14 protein-coding genes are annotated in these 15,293 nt (G+C 68.0%); 9 read left to right on the top strand and 5 right to left on the bottom strand.

Features of this window, described 5'->3' with window-relative positions; all coding sequences use genetic code 11:
• Positions 1–58: 58 nt before the first annotated feature.
• From PCA10_RS20535 to PCA10_RS20505, 7 genes are all read left to right on the top strand, one after another.
• Positions 59–829 carry a MetQ/NlpA family ABC transporter substrate-binding protein gene (locus tag PCA10_RS20535; protein ID WP_016494001.1) on the top strand — a complete coding sequence of 257 codons (771 nt, stop codon included), beginning with the start codon at positions 59–61 and terminating at the stop codon, positions 827–829.
• A gap of 183 nt (positions 830–1,012) precedes the next feature.
• On the top strand, positions 1,013–2,248 hold the full coding sequence (locus PCA10_RS20530) for an SfnB family sulfur acquisition oxidoreductase (protein ID WP_016494000.1): 1,236 nt from the start codon (positions 1,013–1,015) through the stop codon (positions 2,246–2,248).
• A 10-nt stretch (positions 2,249–2,258) separates the two neighbouring features.
• A complete protein-coding gene (locus tag PCA10_RS20525; RefSeq protein ID WP_016493999.1) occupies positions 2,259–3,467 on the top strand; it encodes an SfnB family sulfur acquisition oxidoreductase in 1,209 nt (402 codons plus the stop codon).
• Positions 3,467–4,924: an LLM class flavin-dependent oxidoreductase gene (locus PCA10_RS20520; RefSeq protein WP_016493998.1), complete on the top strand. Its 1,458-nt coding sequence runs from the start codon at positions 3,467–3,469 to the stop codon at positions 4,922–4,924. The genes PCA10_RS20525 and PCA10_RS20520 overlap by 1 nt, the downstream gene beginning before the upstream one ends.
• An 18-nt stretch (positions 4,925–4,942) precedes the next feature.
• The gene (locus PCA10_RS20515) at positions 4,943–5,737 is read left to right on the top strand and encodes a MetQ/NlpA family ABC transporter substrate-binding protein (protein WP_016493997.1); all 795 of its coding nucleotides are present in this window, start codon (positions 4,943–4,945) and stop codon (positions 5,735–5,737) included.
• A gap of 157 nt (positions 5,738–5,894) precedes the next feature.
• Positions 5,895–6,974 (top strand): methionine ABC transporter ATP-binding protein, encoded by a 1,080-nt coding sequence (locus PCA10_RS20510; protein ID WP_016493996.1) that lies wholly within the window; start codon positions 5,895–5,897, stop codon positions 6,972–6,974.
• The gene (locus PCA10_RS20505; RefSeq protein ID WP_016493995.1) at positions 6,958–7,611 is read left to right on the top strand and encodes a methionine ABC transporter permease; all 654 of its coding nucleotides are present in this window, start codon (positions 6,958–6,960) and stop codon (positions 7,609–7,611) included. The genes PCA10_RS20510 and PCA10_RS20505 overlap by 17 nt, the downstream gene beginning before the upstream one ends.
• Before the next feature lie 157 nt (positions 7,612–7,768).
• Here the strand turns inward: PCA10_RS20505 and PCA10_RS20500 are convergent, their stop codons facing one another.
• The 3 genes from PCA10_RS20500 to hmgA all read right to left on the bottom strand — a co-directional run bounded on the left by PCA10_RS20500 (position 7,769) and on the right by hmgA (position 11,031).
• On the bottom strand, positions 7,769–8,182 hold the full coding sequence (locus tag PCA10_RS20500; protein ID WP_016493994.1) for an anti-virulence regulator CigR family protein: 414 nt from the start codon (positions 8,180–8,182) through the stop codon (positions 7,769–7,771).
• Between the two features lie 247 nt (positions 8,183–8,429).
• Positions 8,430–9,734 carry a fumarylacetoacetase gene (gene fahA / locus PCA10_RS20495; protein WP_016493993.1) on the bottom strand — a complete coding sequence of 435 codons (1,305 nt, stop codon included), beginning with the start codon at positions 9,732–9,734 and terminating at the stop codon, positions 8,430–8,432.
• 1 nt (position 9,735) lies between these two features.
• Entirely contained in the window at positions 9,736–11,031 is a 1,296-nt protein-coding gene (gene hmgA, locus PCA10_RS20490; protein ID WP_016493992.1) for a homogentisate 1,2-dioxygenase, read from the bottom strand.
• Between the two features lie 102 nt (positions 11,032–11,133).
• On the opposite strand from hmgA, the gene PCA10_RS20485 reads away from it, so the two are divergent.
• On the top strand, positions 11,134–11,922 hold the full coding sequence (locus tag PCA10_RS20485; RefSeq protein WP_016493991.1) for an IclR family transcriptional regulator: 789 nt from the start codon (positions 11,134–11,136) through the stop codon (positions 11,920–11,922).
• 36 nt (positions 11,923–11,958) lie between these two features.
• Here the strand turns inward: PCA10_RS20485 and PCA10_RS20480 are convergent, their stop codons facing one another.
• Together PCA10_RS20480 and PCA10_RS20475 are read right to left on the bottom strand one after the other, a co-directional pair.
• The gene (locus PCA10_RS20480) at positions 11,959–12,858 is read right to left on the bottom strand and encodes a neutral zinc metallopeptidase (protein ID WP_016493990.1); all 900 of its coding nucleotides are present in this window, start codon (positions 12,856–12,858) and stop codon (positions 11,959–11,961) included.
• 60 nt (positions 12,859–12,918) lie between these two features.
• Positions 12,919–13,821, bottom strand: a complete 903-nt coding sequence (locus tag PCA10_RS20475) for a LysR family transcriptional regulator (RefSeq protein WP_016493989.1) — start codon at positions 13,819–13,821, stop codon at positions 12,919–12,921.
• A gap of 140 nt (positions 13,822–13,961) precedes the next feature.
• Between PCA10_RS20475 and salA the strand changes: the two genes are divergently transcribed.
• Positions 13,962–15,251: a salicylate 1-monooxygenase gene (salA, locus tag PCA10_RS20470; RefSeq protein ID WP_231866601.1), complete on the top strand. Its 1,290-nt coding sequence runs from the start codon at positions 13,962–13,964 to the stop codon at positions 15,249–15,251.
• Positions 15,252–15,293 lie beyond the last annotated feature (42 nt).

The raw sequence follows: 15,293 nt of genomic DNA, 5'->3' as shown, positions 1-15,293 counted from the left end.
CACGGCCCCACGTCCACCCCACGACGGCCATAAGAAACCGCCCAGGAGCATCCGCATCATGAAAAAGGCAATCGCCATACTGGCCGCCGTCGTCGCTTTCTCCGCCCAGGCGGGCGAGAAACTGGTGGTCGGCGCCACCCCGGTTCCCCACGCCGAGATCCTCGAGTTCATCAAACCCACCCTGGCCAAGGAAGGCGTCGACCTGGACATCAAGGTCTTCACCGACTTCATCCAGCCCAACGTGCAGCTGGCGGAGAAGAACCTCGACGCCAACTACTACCAGTACCGGCCCTTCCTCGATGAGTTCAACAAGAGCCGCCACACCGACCTGGTGCCGGTGGTGGGCATCCACATCGAACCCTTCGGTGCCTACTCCACGAAGATCAAGAAGCTCGACGAACTGAAGGACGGCGCCAGCGTCGCCATCCCCAACGACCCGGTGAACACCGGCCGCGCCCTGGTGCTGCTGCACGAGGCCGGGCTGATCAAGCTGAAGGACCCGAGCAACACCCTGGCCACCCAGCGCGACATCGCCGAGAACCCGAAGAAACTGAAGATCCGCGAACTGGAAGGCGCCCTGCTGGCCCGTTCGGTGAGCCAGGTGGACCTCGCCTTCGTCTTCGCCAACTACGCCCTGGAGGCCGGCATCGACACCAACAGCGCGCTGATCGTCGAGAAGGGCAAGGACCTCTACGCCGAGTTCCTCGTCGCCCGCCCGGACAACCTCCAGGACCCGGGCCTGCAGAAGCTGGCCAAGGCCCTGAACTCGCCGGAAGTCCGCAACTTCATCGTCACCCGCTACAAGGGCCAGATCGCCCCGGCGTTCTGATCCACGTTCTGCCTCCCGTCACTCGGACTACCCCCTCTCCCCTTGGGGCTCATGGACACGCTGTTGGAGGCACTGCCTCCTGTGTCCATGAGCGACTGAACGCAACGCGTTCAGGCCGGGGCGCAGGGCGGGGCTGGGGTGAGGGAAGCCCGCAATCGCTCCATTGTCAGAAGGCCACACCGCATGACCCACTCAAATGCACACCACGCATTTCGTGATGAAGCCCCGCCATTACTCCCGGCGGCGCTGATCGAGAACGACGCCCAGGCCCTTGCCGCCGCCCACGAGGTGGCGAAGCAGGCCCGGGAAGGCGCGGCCCGCCGCGACCGCGAACGCGAGCTGCCCTGGCGCGAGCTGGAACTCTTCACCCGCCTGGGCCTGGGCGGCATCCGCATTCCCCGCGCCCATGGTGGCGCCGAGGTGTCCCACGTCACCCTGGCCGAGGTGTTCCGCATCATCTGCGTCGCCGACCCGGCCCTGGGGCAGATCCCGCAGAACCAGTTCGGCCTGCTCAGCGTGGTGGAGAACGTCGGTAGCGAAGAGCAGCAGCGCAAGGTCTTCGCCGGCATCCTCGCCGGCCGCCGCCTGGCCAACGCGGGGCCCGAGCGCAACACGAAGAACACCCTGGAGCTCAAGGCACGCATCACCCGTGGCGAGCGGGGCCTGGAAGTCAGCGGCGAGAAGTTCTATTCCACCGGCGCGCTGTTCGCCCACTGGGTGGCGGTGAAGGCCATCGACGACAACGGCGTCGGCGTGCTTGGCCTGGTGGAGCGCGGCGTGCCTGGGCTGTCCATCGTTGACGACTGGTCCGGTTTCGGCCAGCGCACCACCGCCAGCGGTACCGTGCTGCTGGACCGCGCGCCAGTGGCCGACGACCTGATATTCCACAACAGCCGCCTGGCCGAGGTGCCGAGCATCCAGGGCGCGCTGTCGCAACTGATCCAGGCGGCCATCGATGCCGGCATCGCCGAAGCCGCCATCGACGACGCCATCGCCTTCGTCCGCGAGCGTTCGCGGCCCTGGGTGGACGCCGGCGTTGAGCGCGCCAGCGAAGAGCTCTACAGCATCGCCGAAGTCGGCCGCCTGAAGGTCGAGCTGCATGCCGCCAACGCCCTGCTGGAGCGGGCGGGGCAGGTGCTCGACGAAGTGGCCGCCGCACCCATCGACGCCGCTGCCGCCGCCCGCGCCTCCATCGCCGTGGCCGAAGCCAAGGTGCTGACCACCGAGATCAGCCTCACCGCCAGCGAAAAGCTCTTCGAGCTGGCCGGCAGCCGCGCCAGCCTCGCCGAGTTCAACCTCGACCGCCACTGGCGCAACGCCCGGGTGCACACCCTGCACGACCCGGTGCGCTGGAAGGTCCAGGCCGTCGGCGCCTACCACCTCAACGGCGCCTTCCCGGCGCGTCATTCGTGGATCTGAGGAGCTCGCCATGACTTCGTTGCAACAACCGGCCGCGGCGAGCGTCGCCATCATCCGCGATGACGCGGAGGCCCTGGATGTGGCCCGCCGCATCGCCGAACTGTTCAAGCCCGGCGCCGCCGAACGCGACCGTGAGCGGCGCCTGCCCCATGAGGAACTGGAGGCGTTCAGCCGCTCCGGCCTCTGGGGCATCGGCGTGCCCCGCGAGTTCGGCGGCGCCGGGGTGTCCCGCGTCACCCTGGCGCGGGTCATCGCCATCATCAGCGCGGCGGATGCCTCCCTCGGGCAGATCCCGCAGAACCATTTCTACGCCCTGGAAGTGCTGCGGGTGAACGGCACGCCGGAGCAACAGCGCCGCCTGTTCGCCGCCGCCCTGGCCGGCCAGCGCTTCGGCAACGCCCTGGCCGAGATCGGCACCCGCACCGCCAACGACCGCACCACCAAACTGGTGAAGGACGGCGCCGGCTACCGCATCCAGGGCCGCAAGTTCTACTGCACCGGGGCGCTCTACGCCCACCGGGTGCCCACCCTGGCGGTGGCCGAGGACGGTCACCAGTACCTGGCCTTCGCCGAGCGCAACGCCCCCGGTCTCACGGTGATCGACGACTGGTCCGGTTTCGGCCAGCGCACCACCGGCAGCGGCTCGGTGGTGTTCGACAACGTGCCGGTGGCGGCCGAGGACCTGGTGTCCTTCCAGGCCTCCTTCGAGCGCCCGACCACCGTTGGCCCCTTCGCCCAGATCCTCCACGCCGCCATCGACGCCGGCATCGCCCGCGCAGCCTATGAAGACGCCCTGGAATTCGTCCGTAGCCGTTCGCGGCCCTGGATCGACTCGGGAGTGGAGAAGGCCAGCGACGACCCGCTGACCATCCAGGAATTCGGCCGCCTGGCCATCCGCCTGCATGCCGCCGAGGCCATCCTCGACCGCGCCGGGCGCCTGCTGGACGCCGCCACCGCCGCGCCGGACGCCGAGACCGTGGCCGCCGCCTCCCTCGGCGTGGCCGAGGCCCGCGCCCTGACCACCGAGGTGTCCCTGGCCGCCGGCAGCAAGCTGTTCGAGCTGGCCGGTACCCGCGCCAGCCTCGCCGAGCACAACCTCGATCGCCACTGGCGCAACGCCCGGGTGCACACCTTGCACGACCCGGTGCGCTGGAAGTACCACGCGGTGGGCAACTACTACCTCAACGACCAGCTGCCGCCGCGCCGGGGGACCATCTGATGGCGCGCAAAGAGATCCTCCTCAACGCCTTCAACATGAACTGCGTGGGGCATATCAACCACGGGCTCTGGACCCACCCGCGCGACCGCTCGGCCGACTACCGCAAGCTGTCCTACTGGACCGAGCTGGCGCAGCTGCTGGAACGCGGGCTGTTCGACGGGCTGTTCCTGGCGGACATAGTCGGGGTCTACGACGTCTACCAGGGCAATGTCGACCTGACCCTGAAGGAGAGCATCCAGCTGCCGGTGAACGACCCGCTGCTGCTGGTCTCGGCCATGGCCGGGGCGACCCGCCACCTGGGCTTCGGCCTCACCGCCAACCTCACCTACGAGGCGCCCTACCTGTTCGCCCGGCGCATGAGCACCCTGGATCACCTCAGCGACGGCCGGGTGGGCTGGAACATCGTCACCGGCTACCTGGAAAGCGCGGCGCGGGCCATGGGCCTGGCGCAGCAGGTGGAGCACGACCGCCGCTACGACCAGGCCGACGAATACCTGGAGGTGCTCTACAAGCTCTGGGAGGGCAGCTGGGAGGAGGGCGCGGTGCTCAATGATCGCCAGCGGCGCGTCTACGCCCAGCCGGAGAAGGTGCACAAGGTGATCCACCACGGCGAATTCTTCAGCGTCGAGGGCTACCACCTCTGCGAGCCGTCGCCCCAGCGCACTCCGGTGCTGTTCCAGGCCGGCGCCTCCAGCCGAGGCCTGCGTTTTGCCGGCGAGCACGCCGAGTGTGTGTTCATCAGCGGCAACGACAAGTCCGCCACCCGCGCCCAGGTGGACAAGGTGCGCGCCGCGGCCCAGGCCGCCGGCCGCGACCCGCAGGCGGTGAAGGTGTTCATGGGCATCAGCGTGATAGTCGCCCCCAACGAAGCCGAGGCCCGCGCCAAGCACGCCGAGTACCTGGCCCATGCCAGCGCCGAGGCGGGGGTGGCGCATTTCTCCAGCTCCACCGGCATCGACCTCTCCCGCTTCGCCCTGGACGAGCCGATTTCCTATGCCAAGACCAACGCCATCGAGTCCGCCGCCGCCAAGCTCAGGGACAACCGCCTGACCCGTCGCCAGCTGCTGGAACAGCACGCCCTGGGCGGGCGCTACATCCTGCTGGTGGGTTCGCCCACCCAGGTGGCCGACGAGCTGCTGGCCTGGATCGACGAAACCGGCCTGGACGGTTTCAACCTGACCCGCATCGTCACCCCGGAAAGCTACGCCGACTTCATCGAGCTGGTGATCCCCGAGCTGCAAGCCCGTGGCGCCTACAAGACCGCCTACGCCGAAGGCAGCCTGCGCCACAAGCTGTTCGGGGCGGGGGATCGGTTGCCGGCCGAGCACAAGGGCGCTGCATTTTCTGTGGGGGCGAATTCATTCGCCAAGCAGGCCGAAGGCCTGCCCCTCGACCCCCTCGACCCCCTCGGGAGCGCTGCGCGCTCCTTGGCGAATGAATTCGCCCCTACCCATTGATCGACAAGGACTCAAACCATGCCCAAGCACATTCTCAAGACCCTTACCCTCGGCCTGCTGCTGGCCAGCGGCATCGCCCAGGCCGCCGACACCGTCCTCAAGGTCGGCACCACCGCCGCCTTCGCCCCGCCCCTGGAAGTGGCGGTGGAGGAAGCCGCGAAGAAAGGCCTGAAGGTGGAACTGGTGGAGTTCACCGACTGGAACTCGCCGAACATCACCCTGGCCGCCGGCGACATCGACGTGAACTACTTCCAGCACACCCCCTTCCTGGAAAACGCCCGCAAGGAAGGCGGCTTCGATCTCAAGCCCTTCGCACCGGGGGTGATCAACAACGTTGGCCTCTACTCGAAAAAGTACAAGGCCATCGGTGACCTGCCGGAAGGCGCCAAGGTGGCCATCGCCAACGACCCCATCAACGGTGGTCGCGGCCTGCAGCTGCTACAGAAGGCCGGCCTGCTCAAGCTGAAGGACGGCGTCGGCTACAAGGCGACCCTGGACGACATAGTCGACAACCCGAAGCACATCGAGATCATCGAGCTGGAAGCCGTGCAGCTGGTGCGCGCCCTGGATGACGTCGACCTGGCCCAGGGCTACCCGCACTACATCCGCCTGGCCGGCACCCTCGACCCCAACAGCGCGCTGCTGTTCGACGGCATCGAGAACAAGGAATACATCATCCAGTTCGTCACCCGCAGCGACTACAAGGACGACGGCCGACTCGGCCAGTTCGTCGACATCTACCAGCACTCCCCGCAGGTCCGCGCCGCCCTCGACAAGGCCCATGGCTCGCTCTACCAACCGGGTTGGGAATAACTGGGAGGGGCCCGCTCTTGTAGGGGCGAATTCATTCGCCAAGCAGGCCGAAGGCCTGCCCTTCGAGTCCGCAGGGGGCAGCGTTGCTGCCCTTGGCGAATAAATTCGCCCCTACAGGGTTTGCGCCCTCAGGCAACACGAAATAGAGAGGCCCCATATGTTCAGTTTCAATCGCGACATCAGCCTGGACCTGCCGCATATCCGGCTGCAGGGGCTGGGCAAGGCCTACCAGGGCAGCAAGGGGCCGGTGCAGGCCCTGCAAGGAATCGACCTGGACATCCGCCGTGGCGAGGTGTTCGGCATCATCGGCCGCAGCGGCGCGGGCAAGTCGTCGCTGATCCGCACCCTCAACCGCCTGGAGAAACCCAGCTCCGGCCAGGTGGTGATCGACGACGAGGACATCGGCGCCTTCGACACCCGGCAGCTGGTGCTGCTGCGACGTCGGGTCGGGATGATCTTCCAGCACTTCAACCTGATGTCGGCCAAGACGGTCTGGCAGAACGTCGCCCTGCCGCTGAAGGTGGCCGGCGTGCCGCGCGCCGAGATCGAGCGCAAGGTGAGCGAGCTGCTGGACCTGGTGGGCCTGGCGGAGAAGCGTGACGCCTACCCGGCGCAGCTCTCCGGCGGGCAGAAGCAGCGGGTCGGCATCGCCCGCGCCCTGGTGCACCAGCCGGAAATCCTGCTCTGCGACGAGGCCACCTCGGCCCTGGACCCGGAGAGCACCCAGGCCATCCTCGCACTGCTGCGGGATATCAACCGGCGCCTGGGCCTGACCATCGTGCTGATCACCCACGAGATGGGTGTGATCCGCGAGATCTGCGACCGCGTGGTGGTGCTGGAGCGCGGCCGGGTGGTGGAGCAGGGCGAGGTCTGGCGGGTGTTCGGCGACCCCCAGCACGAGGTCACCCGCACCCTGCTGGGCACCTTGCGCCATGAGCTGCCGGACGACCTCAGTGCACGCCTGCGTGGCCAGCCGGGGGAGGGCGCCCACGACCTGCTGCTGGACCTGCACTTCACCGGCGCCAGCGGCCGCGAGCCGGACCTGCTGGCCATCGCCCAGGCCCTGGGCACCCGGGTAAGCCTGGTGCACGGCGGCATCGACCGCATCCAGGGCCGCGCCCAGGGACACCTGCTGCTCAGCGCCACCCTGGCCGGGCCGGGCGGCCTGGACCTGCTGGAGCGCGCGCGCGGGCTGGCGGACAAGGCGGAGGTGCTCGGCTATGTCGCCCATGCTTGACCGCCTGTTGCAGGGCATCCTCGACACCCTGCTGATGATCGGCGCGTCGTCGCTGATCGTGTTCCTGGTGGGGATTCCCCTGGCGCTGGTGCTGGTCACCACCGGCCCCGGTGGCATCTTCGAGGCGCGCGCGGTCAACCGCGTGCTGGGCAGCGTGGTGAACGTGCTGCGCTCGATCCCCTTCCTGATCCTGATGGTGGCGCTGATCCCCTTCACCCGCCTGATCGTCGGCACCAGCTATGGCGTCTGGGCGGCGGTGGTGCCGCTGACCATCGCGGCCACGCCGTTCTTCGCGCGGATCGCCGAGGTGAGCCTGCGGGAGGTGGACTTCGGCCTGGTTGAAGCGGCCCAGGCCATGGGCTGCCAGCGCCGCCACATCATCTGGAACGTGCTCTTGCCTGAAGCGCGGCCGGGCATAGTCGGTGGCTTCACCATCACCCTGGTGACCATGATCAACTCATCGGCCATGGCCGGCGCCATCGGTGCTGGTGGGTTGGGGGACCTGGCCTACCGCTACGGCTACCAGCGCTTCGACACCCAGATCATGCTCACCGTGATCATCCTGCTGGTGGTACTGGTGACCCTGATCCAGTTCGGCGGCGACCGCCTGGCGCGGTTGCTGAACAAGCGGGCGTGAGGGGATGGACGTAGGGTGCCCGGGTGCAGCTCGATGGTGGAAATGAAGAGCGATTTCCACCCTACGAAAAGCGGCCTTCGAGCCAGGACCGTAGGATGGGTTGAGCGCAGCGATACCCATCGATCAGCCCGCGAAACGCCCAACCTGACCTGCCGAATCAATCCAGCACGTCGTGCAGCACTTCGTGGATGATCCCCGTGGCCACTGCCACCAGGATCAGGTCGGCGCCGGCGCGGACCCAGTCGTAGCCGTCGTAGTGGGGCAGGCGGTCGACCAGGCGGCCGTCGAGCTTCTTGGCGATGCCCGGCGGCAGCGGCTTGCCCCGCGCCAGGTTCTTCTGGATGCCCGGCGGCAGGGACTGGGCCGGGCCCCAGTAGTCGCGGTTGTCGTCGAGGATGATGCGGATGCCGCCGATATCCACCTGCGGTCCGCTGGACCAGTTGTTCCCCTGGGCGCTCGCGTGACCCTTGTCGTGGCCCTTGCCCTTGCCGGGATCGGCCTGCAGGGCCGGCGAGGCGGCGATCAGCGCAAGGCTGGTGAGGGTGGCGATCAGGGTGCGTCGTTGGGTCATGTTCGTCTGGCCTCCTTGGTGACGACTGGCTCCACTATTGCAGACTTCCACACTGCTGTGACGGCGCGGACAGGGAAGGCGTTCACGCTTTGCACAACCGCCTGTCGTCCACAGCTTCCACCTGCGTTCCGGCGGCGAACTGGCGCCCACGGCCGTGACCGGGCCGAAGCCTCGTCGACCGAGAACGACGGCAAATCCCACCGCTAGAAAGCAGAAGGGGCAACCAGTTGGTTGCCCCTTCTTCGTTTCAGCGTGCCGCCAGCACGACGCCTCGGCATTCGCCGAAACCGATGCTGGCATACCCCTCGCGCTCGCAACGGGCGCGCAGGATCACTTCATCGCCATCCTGCAGGAAGGTGCGCTGCTCGCCGCCGGGCAGGGTGATCGGCTGCTTGCCGCCGAAGGTGCTCTCCAGCAGGCTGCCGAAGGCTTCCGGCTCGGGGCCGGAGAGGGTGCCGGAGCCGAACAGGTCGCCCGGTTGCAGCTTGCAGCCGCCGACGCTGTGGTGGGCCACCAGTTGGGCCACGGTCCAGTACATGTTCAGGGTGCTGGAGAGGGCCAGGCGCTGGGGCGCCAGGCCCTGTTCGCGCATGGCGGGGGTGAGGAGCAGCACTTCCAGCTGGATATCGAAGGCGCCATTGGCCTGGTCGGCCTCGTCCAGCAGGTAGGGCAGGGGCTGCGGGTCGCCTTCGGGGCGCGCCGGTTGGGCGCGGCGGAACGGCTCGAGGGCTTCGGCGGTGACCACCCAGGGCGACACCGTGGTGCCGAAATTCTTCGCCAGGAACGGGCCCAGCGGCTGGTATTCCCAGGCCTGCACGTCGCGGGCGGACCAGTCGTTGAGCAGGCAGTAGCCGGCGATGTGCCGCTGGGCGTCGCCGATGGCGATGGCTTCGCCCATCTCGTTGCCCTGGCCGATCCAGATACCCAGTTCCAGTTCGTAGTCCAGGCGCTTGCTGGGGCCGAAGCTCGGCGCTTCCTGACCCGGCGGCAGGGTCTGGCCCAGGGGGCGGCGCACCGGGGTGCCGGACACGCAGACGGTGGACGAGCGGGCGTGGTAGCCGATGGGCACGTGCTTGTAGTTGGGCAGCAGGGGGTTGTCCGGGCGGAACAGGCGGCCGACGTTGTTGGCGTGGTGGATGCCCACGTAGAAGTCGGTGTAGTCGCCCACCCGCGCCGGCAGGTGCAGCTGGCAGGTGGCGGCGGCCGGCAGCAGGGCCTGGCCCATGGCTTCCAGGCGTGCCTGGGCGGCGCTGCCTTCGGCCAGCAGGTCTTGCAGTTGGCTGCGCAGGGCGCGGCGGGCGGAGGCGCCCAGGGCGAAGAAGGCGTTCAGGCTGTCGCCGCACACCGCATGCGCGGCCTCGCTGGCCTCGCCACTGAACAGGCCGGCGTCGCTGGCCACTTTCAGGTCGAAGATGGCGTCGCCGATGGCCACGCCACCGCGCGGGGTGGCGCCGGCCGGGCTGAAGATGCCCAGCGGCAGGTTCTGCAGGGGGAAGTCCGGGTGGCCGTTGGCGGAGGCTATCCAGCTACGGCGGTTGTCAGTCTGGGTCATGTCAGATCCTGCCCTTGTCGAAGGTCTTGGCCATGCCGGCCCAGCATGCATCGTAGTCGGCCTGCAGCTGCGGGCATTCCAGCGCGTACTGGCTGGGGCGCAGCACGCGGCTGGTCTCGAACATGAAGGCCATGGTGTTGTCGATCTTGTGCGGTTTGAGATCGGCGGCTATGGCGGTGGTGGTGGTGGCGTTGTCCGGGCCGTGGGCGCTCATGCAGTTGTGCAGCGAGGCGCCGCCAGGGCTGAAGCCTTCGGCCTTGGCATCGTAGGCGCCCTGGATCAGGCCCATGAATTCGTTCATCAGGTTGCGGTGGAACCACGGCGGACGGAAGGTCTTCTCGGCCACCATCCAGCGTGGCGGGAAAATCACGAAGTCGACGTTGGCCTGGCCGTGGGTGTCACTGGGGGAGGTGAGCACGGTGAAGATCGACGGGTCCGGATGGTCGTAGCTCACCGTGCCGATGGTGTTGAAGCGGCGCAGGTCGTACTTGTAGGGCACGTTGTTGCCGTGCCAGGCGACCACGTCCAGGGGCGAGTGATCGAGCTCGGTGGCCCAGAGTTCGCCGAGGAACTTCTGCACCAGTTCCACCGGGGCATCCAGGTCTTCGTAATGGGCGACCGGGGCGAGGAAGTCCCGCGCGTTGGCCAGGCCATTGCTGCCGATGGGGCCGAGGTCGGGCAGGCGCAGGGGGGCGCCGTGGTTTTCGCAGATATAGCCGCGCGCCGTGGTGTCCAGCAGTTCGACGCGGAACTTCATGCCGCGCGGGATCACCGCGATTTCCAGGGGCTCCAGGTCCAGCAGACCCAGCTCGGTGGCCAGGCGCAGGCGGCCCTGCTCGGGCACGATCAGCAGCTCGCCGTCGGCATTGAAGAACACCCGCTGCATCGAGGTATTGGCGCGATACAGGTGCACGCTGACCCCCGAGGCCTGCTCCGCGTCGCTGGTGGCGGCGAGGGTGATCAGGCCGTCGATGAAGTCGGTGGCCTCGGCGGGAATGGCCTGGGGGTTCCAGCGCAGGCGATTGGGCGTGACCGGGCCGAGGCGGCCACCAGTGATCTGGCACTCCAGGCGCTGGTATTTCGGGTGGTTGGCCGAGGGCTTGATGCGGTACATCCAGGTCCGCCGCGCTTCGCTGCGGGGCACGGTGAAGGCGGTACCGGAGAGCAGTTCGGTGTAGAGGCCGTAGGGCACTTGCTGCGGGGAGTTCTGGCCGACGGGCAGGGCGCCGGGCAGCGCTTCGCTGCTGAATTCGTTGTCGAAACCGGACTGGTAGGTGAGCGGCGTGGAGGAGACCATGGCGACCTCGATGTTTTTGTAATTTGATTACGCATAACGTAATTTGAAAGCCGATAGGGGTCAAGCTATAACAGCGCCCTCCACACCGACCAAGGCCAGGACATGACGAGCGACAACGACAGCGCGGGCGCACCGCGCCGGCAGAAGGTGCAGGCCGCGGAAGTGGGCACCGACATCCTCAAGGGGCTGGCGGAGCTGGCTCCGGCCACCTCGCTGTCGAAGCTGGCCGAGCACGTCGGCATGCCGGCGAGCAAGGTGCATCGCTACCTGCAGGCGCTGATCGCCAGCGGCTTCGCCGAGCAGGACGCCACCACCAATCACTATGGCCTGGGCCGCGAGGCACTGCTGGTGGGCCTGGCCGCCATCGGCCGGCTGGATGTGGTGAAGGTATCGATGCCGCACCTGGTGGAGCTGCGCGATGCCCTAAACGAAACCTGTTTCCTCGCGGTGTGGGGCAACAAGGGACCGACCGTGGTGCACGTGGAGCAGGCCCTGCGGGCGGTGACCCTGGTGACCCAGGTGGGTTCGGTGCTGCCGCTGCTGGGCTCGTCCACCGGTCTCGTGTTCAACACCTACCTGCCGGAAGCGGAAACCGCCTTCCTGCGCGACGAGGAGCTGGCGCTGCCCGACGCGCCCGCCGCCGCCGACCTGCAGGCGCAGATGGCGCAGATCCGCAGCACCGGCCTGCACCCGGTGCACGGCCTGCTGATGCCGGGGGTGAACGCCCTGTCGGCGCCTCTGTTCGCCACCGGCAGCAAGCTGGCCGGGGTGATCACCGTGGTCGGCGCCGCCAGCGTGTTTCGTGCCGACACCCAGGGCTCGGCCGCCGAGCGGCTGCACCAGGCCGCCCAGGCCATCAGCCTGCGGATGGGGGGCCAGCAGCCGGGCTGACGCCAGCCCCGCTGCACCTTCTCTGCTGCACCCTCCCTATTGCGCCGCCCCGGTGAACAGCTGCATGCAGCGCTGCGGGTCGCCGCTCTCGAATCCGGTGTGCAGCCACTCCTTGCGTTGTTCCAGGCTGCCGTGGGTCAGCGGGTCGCGCATCGCGGCCTTGCCCGGCACCTTGGCCTGTTCCTCGCCGTACGTGATCACCGCGTTCAACATCGCTTCCACGTCCGCGGGCTTCACCCATCCATATTTGCGCTGGGCGTAGCTGGCCCAGCTCCCGGCCAGGCAATCGGCCAGCAGCTCCTGGGCGAGCTGCAGGCGTTCCGGGCCTCCGCTTTCGCTGCCGGCGTCCTCGAAATCCTTGATCCAGGTATTGATGCCCACCAGGTTCAGCATGTGGTGGGCCACCTCGTGGGTTACCGCATAGCTGCGTGAGAAGTCGCCGACTTCCGGCGCGCCTTTCTGCAGGCCGTCGAGGTAGTCCAGGTCCAGGTGCAGGCTCATGTCGCGGGGGCAATAGAACAGGCCGCTGGTGGCGCCGGCGTCCTTGCAAGGGTACTGGGCCTGGCCTCGATAGGTCACCAGCTTGGGTTTCTTGAAGACATAGTCGCCACGGGCGAGGAACTCCCCCCAGATGTCTTCGACGCTGTCCATCAACAGCGCCACCAGCTCCTGCGAGTCAGCCGGCGCCTGCATGAGGGCCGGGGCCGGCGAGGCAGCGGGCACCGGTGAAGTGGCAGGTGCTTGCGGGGTTTCGACGACGGTCGCCGGGAAGGCCGGAGGCGGCGGTTTCAGGCGGTCGATCAGATGTGCCGGGCCAAAGGCAAGGTAGAGCGCCACGAGGATGATCGCCACGATCATCAGCAACCAGGCGAGGCTGCGCAGCAGGCGGAGCAGCAGGCCTTTGCCGGATGGCGGTGGGACGGATGCTTCGGACATGGGAGACGGCTCCGGGAGGACGATGGGATTGAGTGTTGACGCTGGAGCGCCGTCTCGCCATCAATCCGCGAACAACTCGCACATCAGTTGCCTGAGCCAGCGATTGGCGGAGTCCCGGTGGTACTTCGCGTGCCAGAACAGGTTGATGTCGATCTCGGGCAACTGCACCGGGTGGGCCAGGGCGACCAGGCCGAACGGCTCGAGACAGGAATCGGCGAAGCGTTCGGGCACGGTGGCCAGCAGATCGGTGCGCTGGAGAATATGGCCGACCGCGACGAAGTGCGGCACTTCCAGGCGAATATCCCGCCGGATGCCGATTCGCGCCATGTGCGCGTCGACCTCGCCATGGCCGGTGGTGGCGGCCACCACCCGCACATGGCCATGGGCGCAGAAGCGTTCCAGGGTCAGCGGTTGCCGGGCCACCGGGTGGTCCTTGCGGCACATGCACACATAGCGGTGGTGGAACAGGCGCCGCTGGAAGAAGCCGGCCTGCAGGTGCGGCAGCAGCCCCACCGCGAGGTCTACGGTGCCGTTCTGCAAGGCCTCGATCAGCGTCACCGAGGTATTGCGCACGGTGCTGATGCGGCACTTGGGCGCCAGGTGGGCGAGTGCGTCCATCAGGCGCGGGGTGAAGTAGATCTCGCCGATATCGGTCATGGCGATGGTGAAGGTGCGCTCGCTGGTTTGCGGGTCGAAGCTGTCCTGGCGGCTCAGCGCCTCGCGCAGGGTGTGGATGGCCAGGGACACCGGCTCCGCCAGCAACTGCGCATAGGGCGTGGGCTCCATGCCCTGGTAGGTGCGCACGAAGAGATCGTCCTGCAGGGTGGTGCGCAGGCGCTTGAGGGCGTTGCTCACGGCGGGCTGGGTGAGCCCCAGGTTGTCGGCGGCGGTGGACACGCGCCGGTCGATGAGCAACTGGTTGAAGACCACCAGCAGGTTCAGGTCCAGGTCGCGCAAGTCCATGGGGCGTCTCGTGGGGGCGTGCAGGGCGGCAGGAATATTCACACTCGTAATAGTCTGTATGCAGGTCGCTGTATTTATCAATATTCCTGCGTTCTCCATGATGGTTCCACTCCAACAACAACACCATCATGGGTACGAACATGAGCAAGAAGCCTGCCTTGCGCGTCGGCATCATCGGCGGCGGTATCTCCGGCGTCGCCCTGGCACTGGACCTGTGCCGCCACGCCCATCTCGATGTACAGCTCTTCGAGTCCGCTCCGGCCTTTGGCGAGGTGGGCGCGGGGGTTTCCTTCGGCGCCAACGCCGTTCGCGCCATCGCCGGCCTCGGGCTGGCCGAGCCCTACGGCGAGGTTGCCGACCGGACCCCGGAACCCTGGCAGGACATCTGGTTCGAATGGCGCCGCGGCAGCGATGCCGGCTACCTCGGCGCCAGCGTGGCGGCGGGCGTGGGCCAGTCTTCGGTACACCGGGCGGACTTCCTCGACGTGCTGGCCAGCCGCCTGCCTGCGGGTGTCGCGCGCTTCAACAAGCGCGCCGTCAGCGTGGAGCAGCAGGGCCCTGAGGCCTGCGTGCGCTTCACCGATGGCAGCGAATACCGGGGCGACCTGCTGATCGCCGCCGATGGCATCAAGTCCGCCATTCGCAACCATGTGCTGGACGGCATCGGTGCCGAGCCGGCCGCCCCGCGCTTCAGCGGGACTTGCGCCTACCGTGGCCTGATCGACAGCCGGCAACTGCGCGACGCCTATCGCGCCGCCGGTATCGACGAGCACCTGGTGGACGTGCCGCAGATGTACCTCGGCCTCGACGGCCACATCCTCACCTTCCCGGTGAAACAGGGCCGTCTCATCAACGTGGTGGCCTTCGTGTCCGACCGCAGCAGCGCCGAACCCACCTGGCCCGAGGACGCCCCCTGGGTCCGCGAAACCAGCCAGGCCGAGATGCTCGACGCCTTCGCCGGCTGGGGCGCTGCCGCGCGGGTGCTGCTGGAATGCATCCCGGCGCCAACCTGCTGGGCGCTGCACGACCTGGCCGAGCTGCCCGGCTACGTGCATGGCCGTGTGGCGCTGATCGGCGACGCGGCCCACGCCATGCTGCCGCACCAGGGCGCCGGTGCCGGGCAGGGGCTGGAAGATGCCTACTTCCTCGCCCGTCTGCTGGGCGACCCGCAAGCGACCCAGGACAACCTCGGCGAGCTGCTGGCGGCCTACGACGCCCTGCGCCGACCCCGCGCCTGCCTCGTGCAGCGCACCTCCTTCGAGGCGGGGGAGCTCTACGAACTGCGCGATGCCGCCGTGGGCGACGACGAGCAGGCCCTCGGCGCCACCCTGGCCAGCCGTTTCGACTGGCTGTGGAATCACGACCTGGACGCCGACGTGGCGGAAGCCCGCGCCCGCCTGGGCTGGCAGACCCGCAGAACCTGCGCCTGATCCTGCGACGTTCTTCCGGGGCGGCCCAAGCTGGCCGCCCCG

Origin of the sequence: Pseudomonas resinovorans NBRC 106553, from assembly GCF_000412695.1 — a bacterium.
Taxonomy (GTDB): domain Bacteria; phylum Pseudomonadota; class Gammaproteobacteria; order Pseudomonadales; family Pseudomonadaceae; genus Metapseudomonas; species Metapseudomonas resinovorans_A.
Note: the sequence above shows the minus strand (reverse complement) of the source record. Positions and strands in the feature narration are given on the sequence as shown.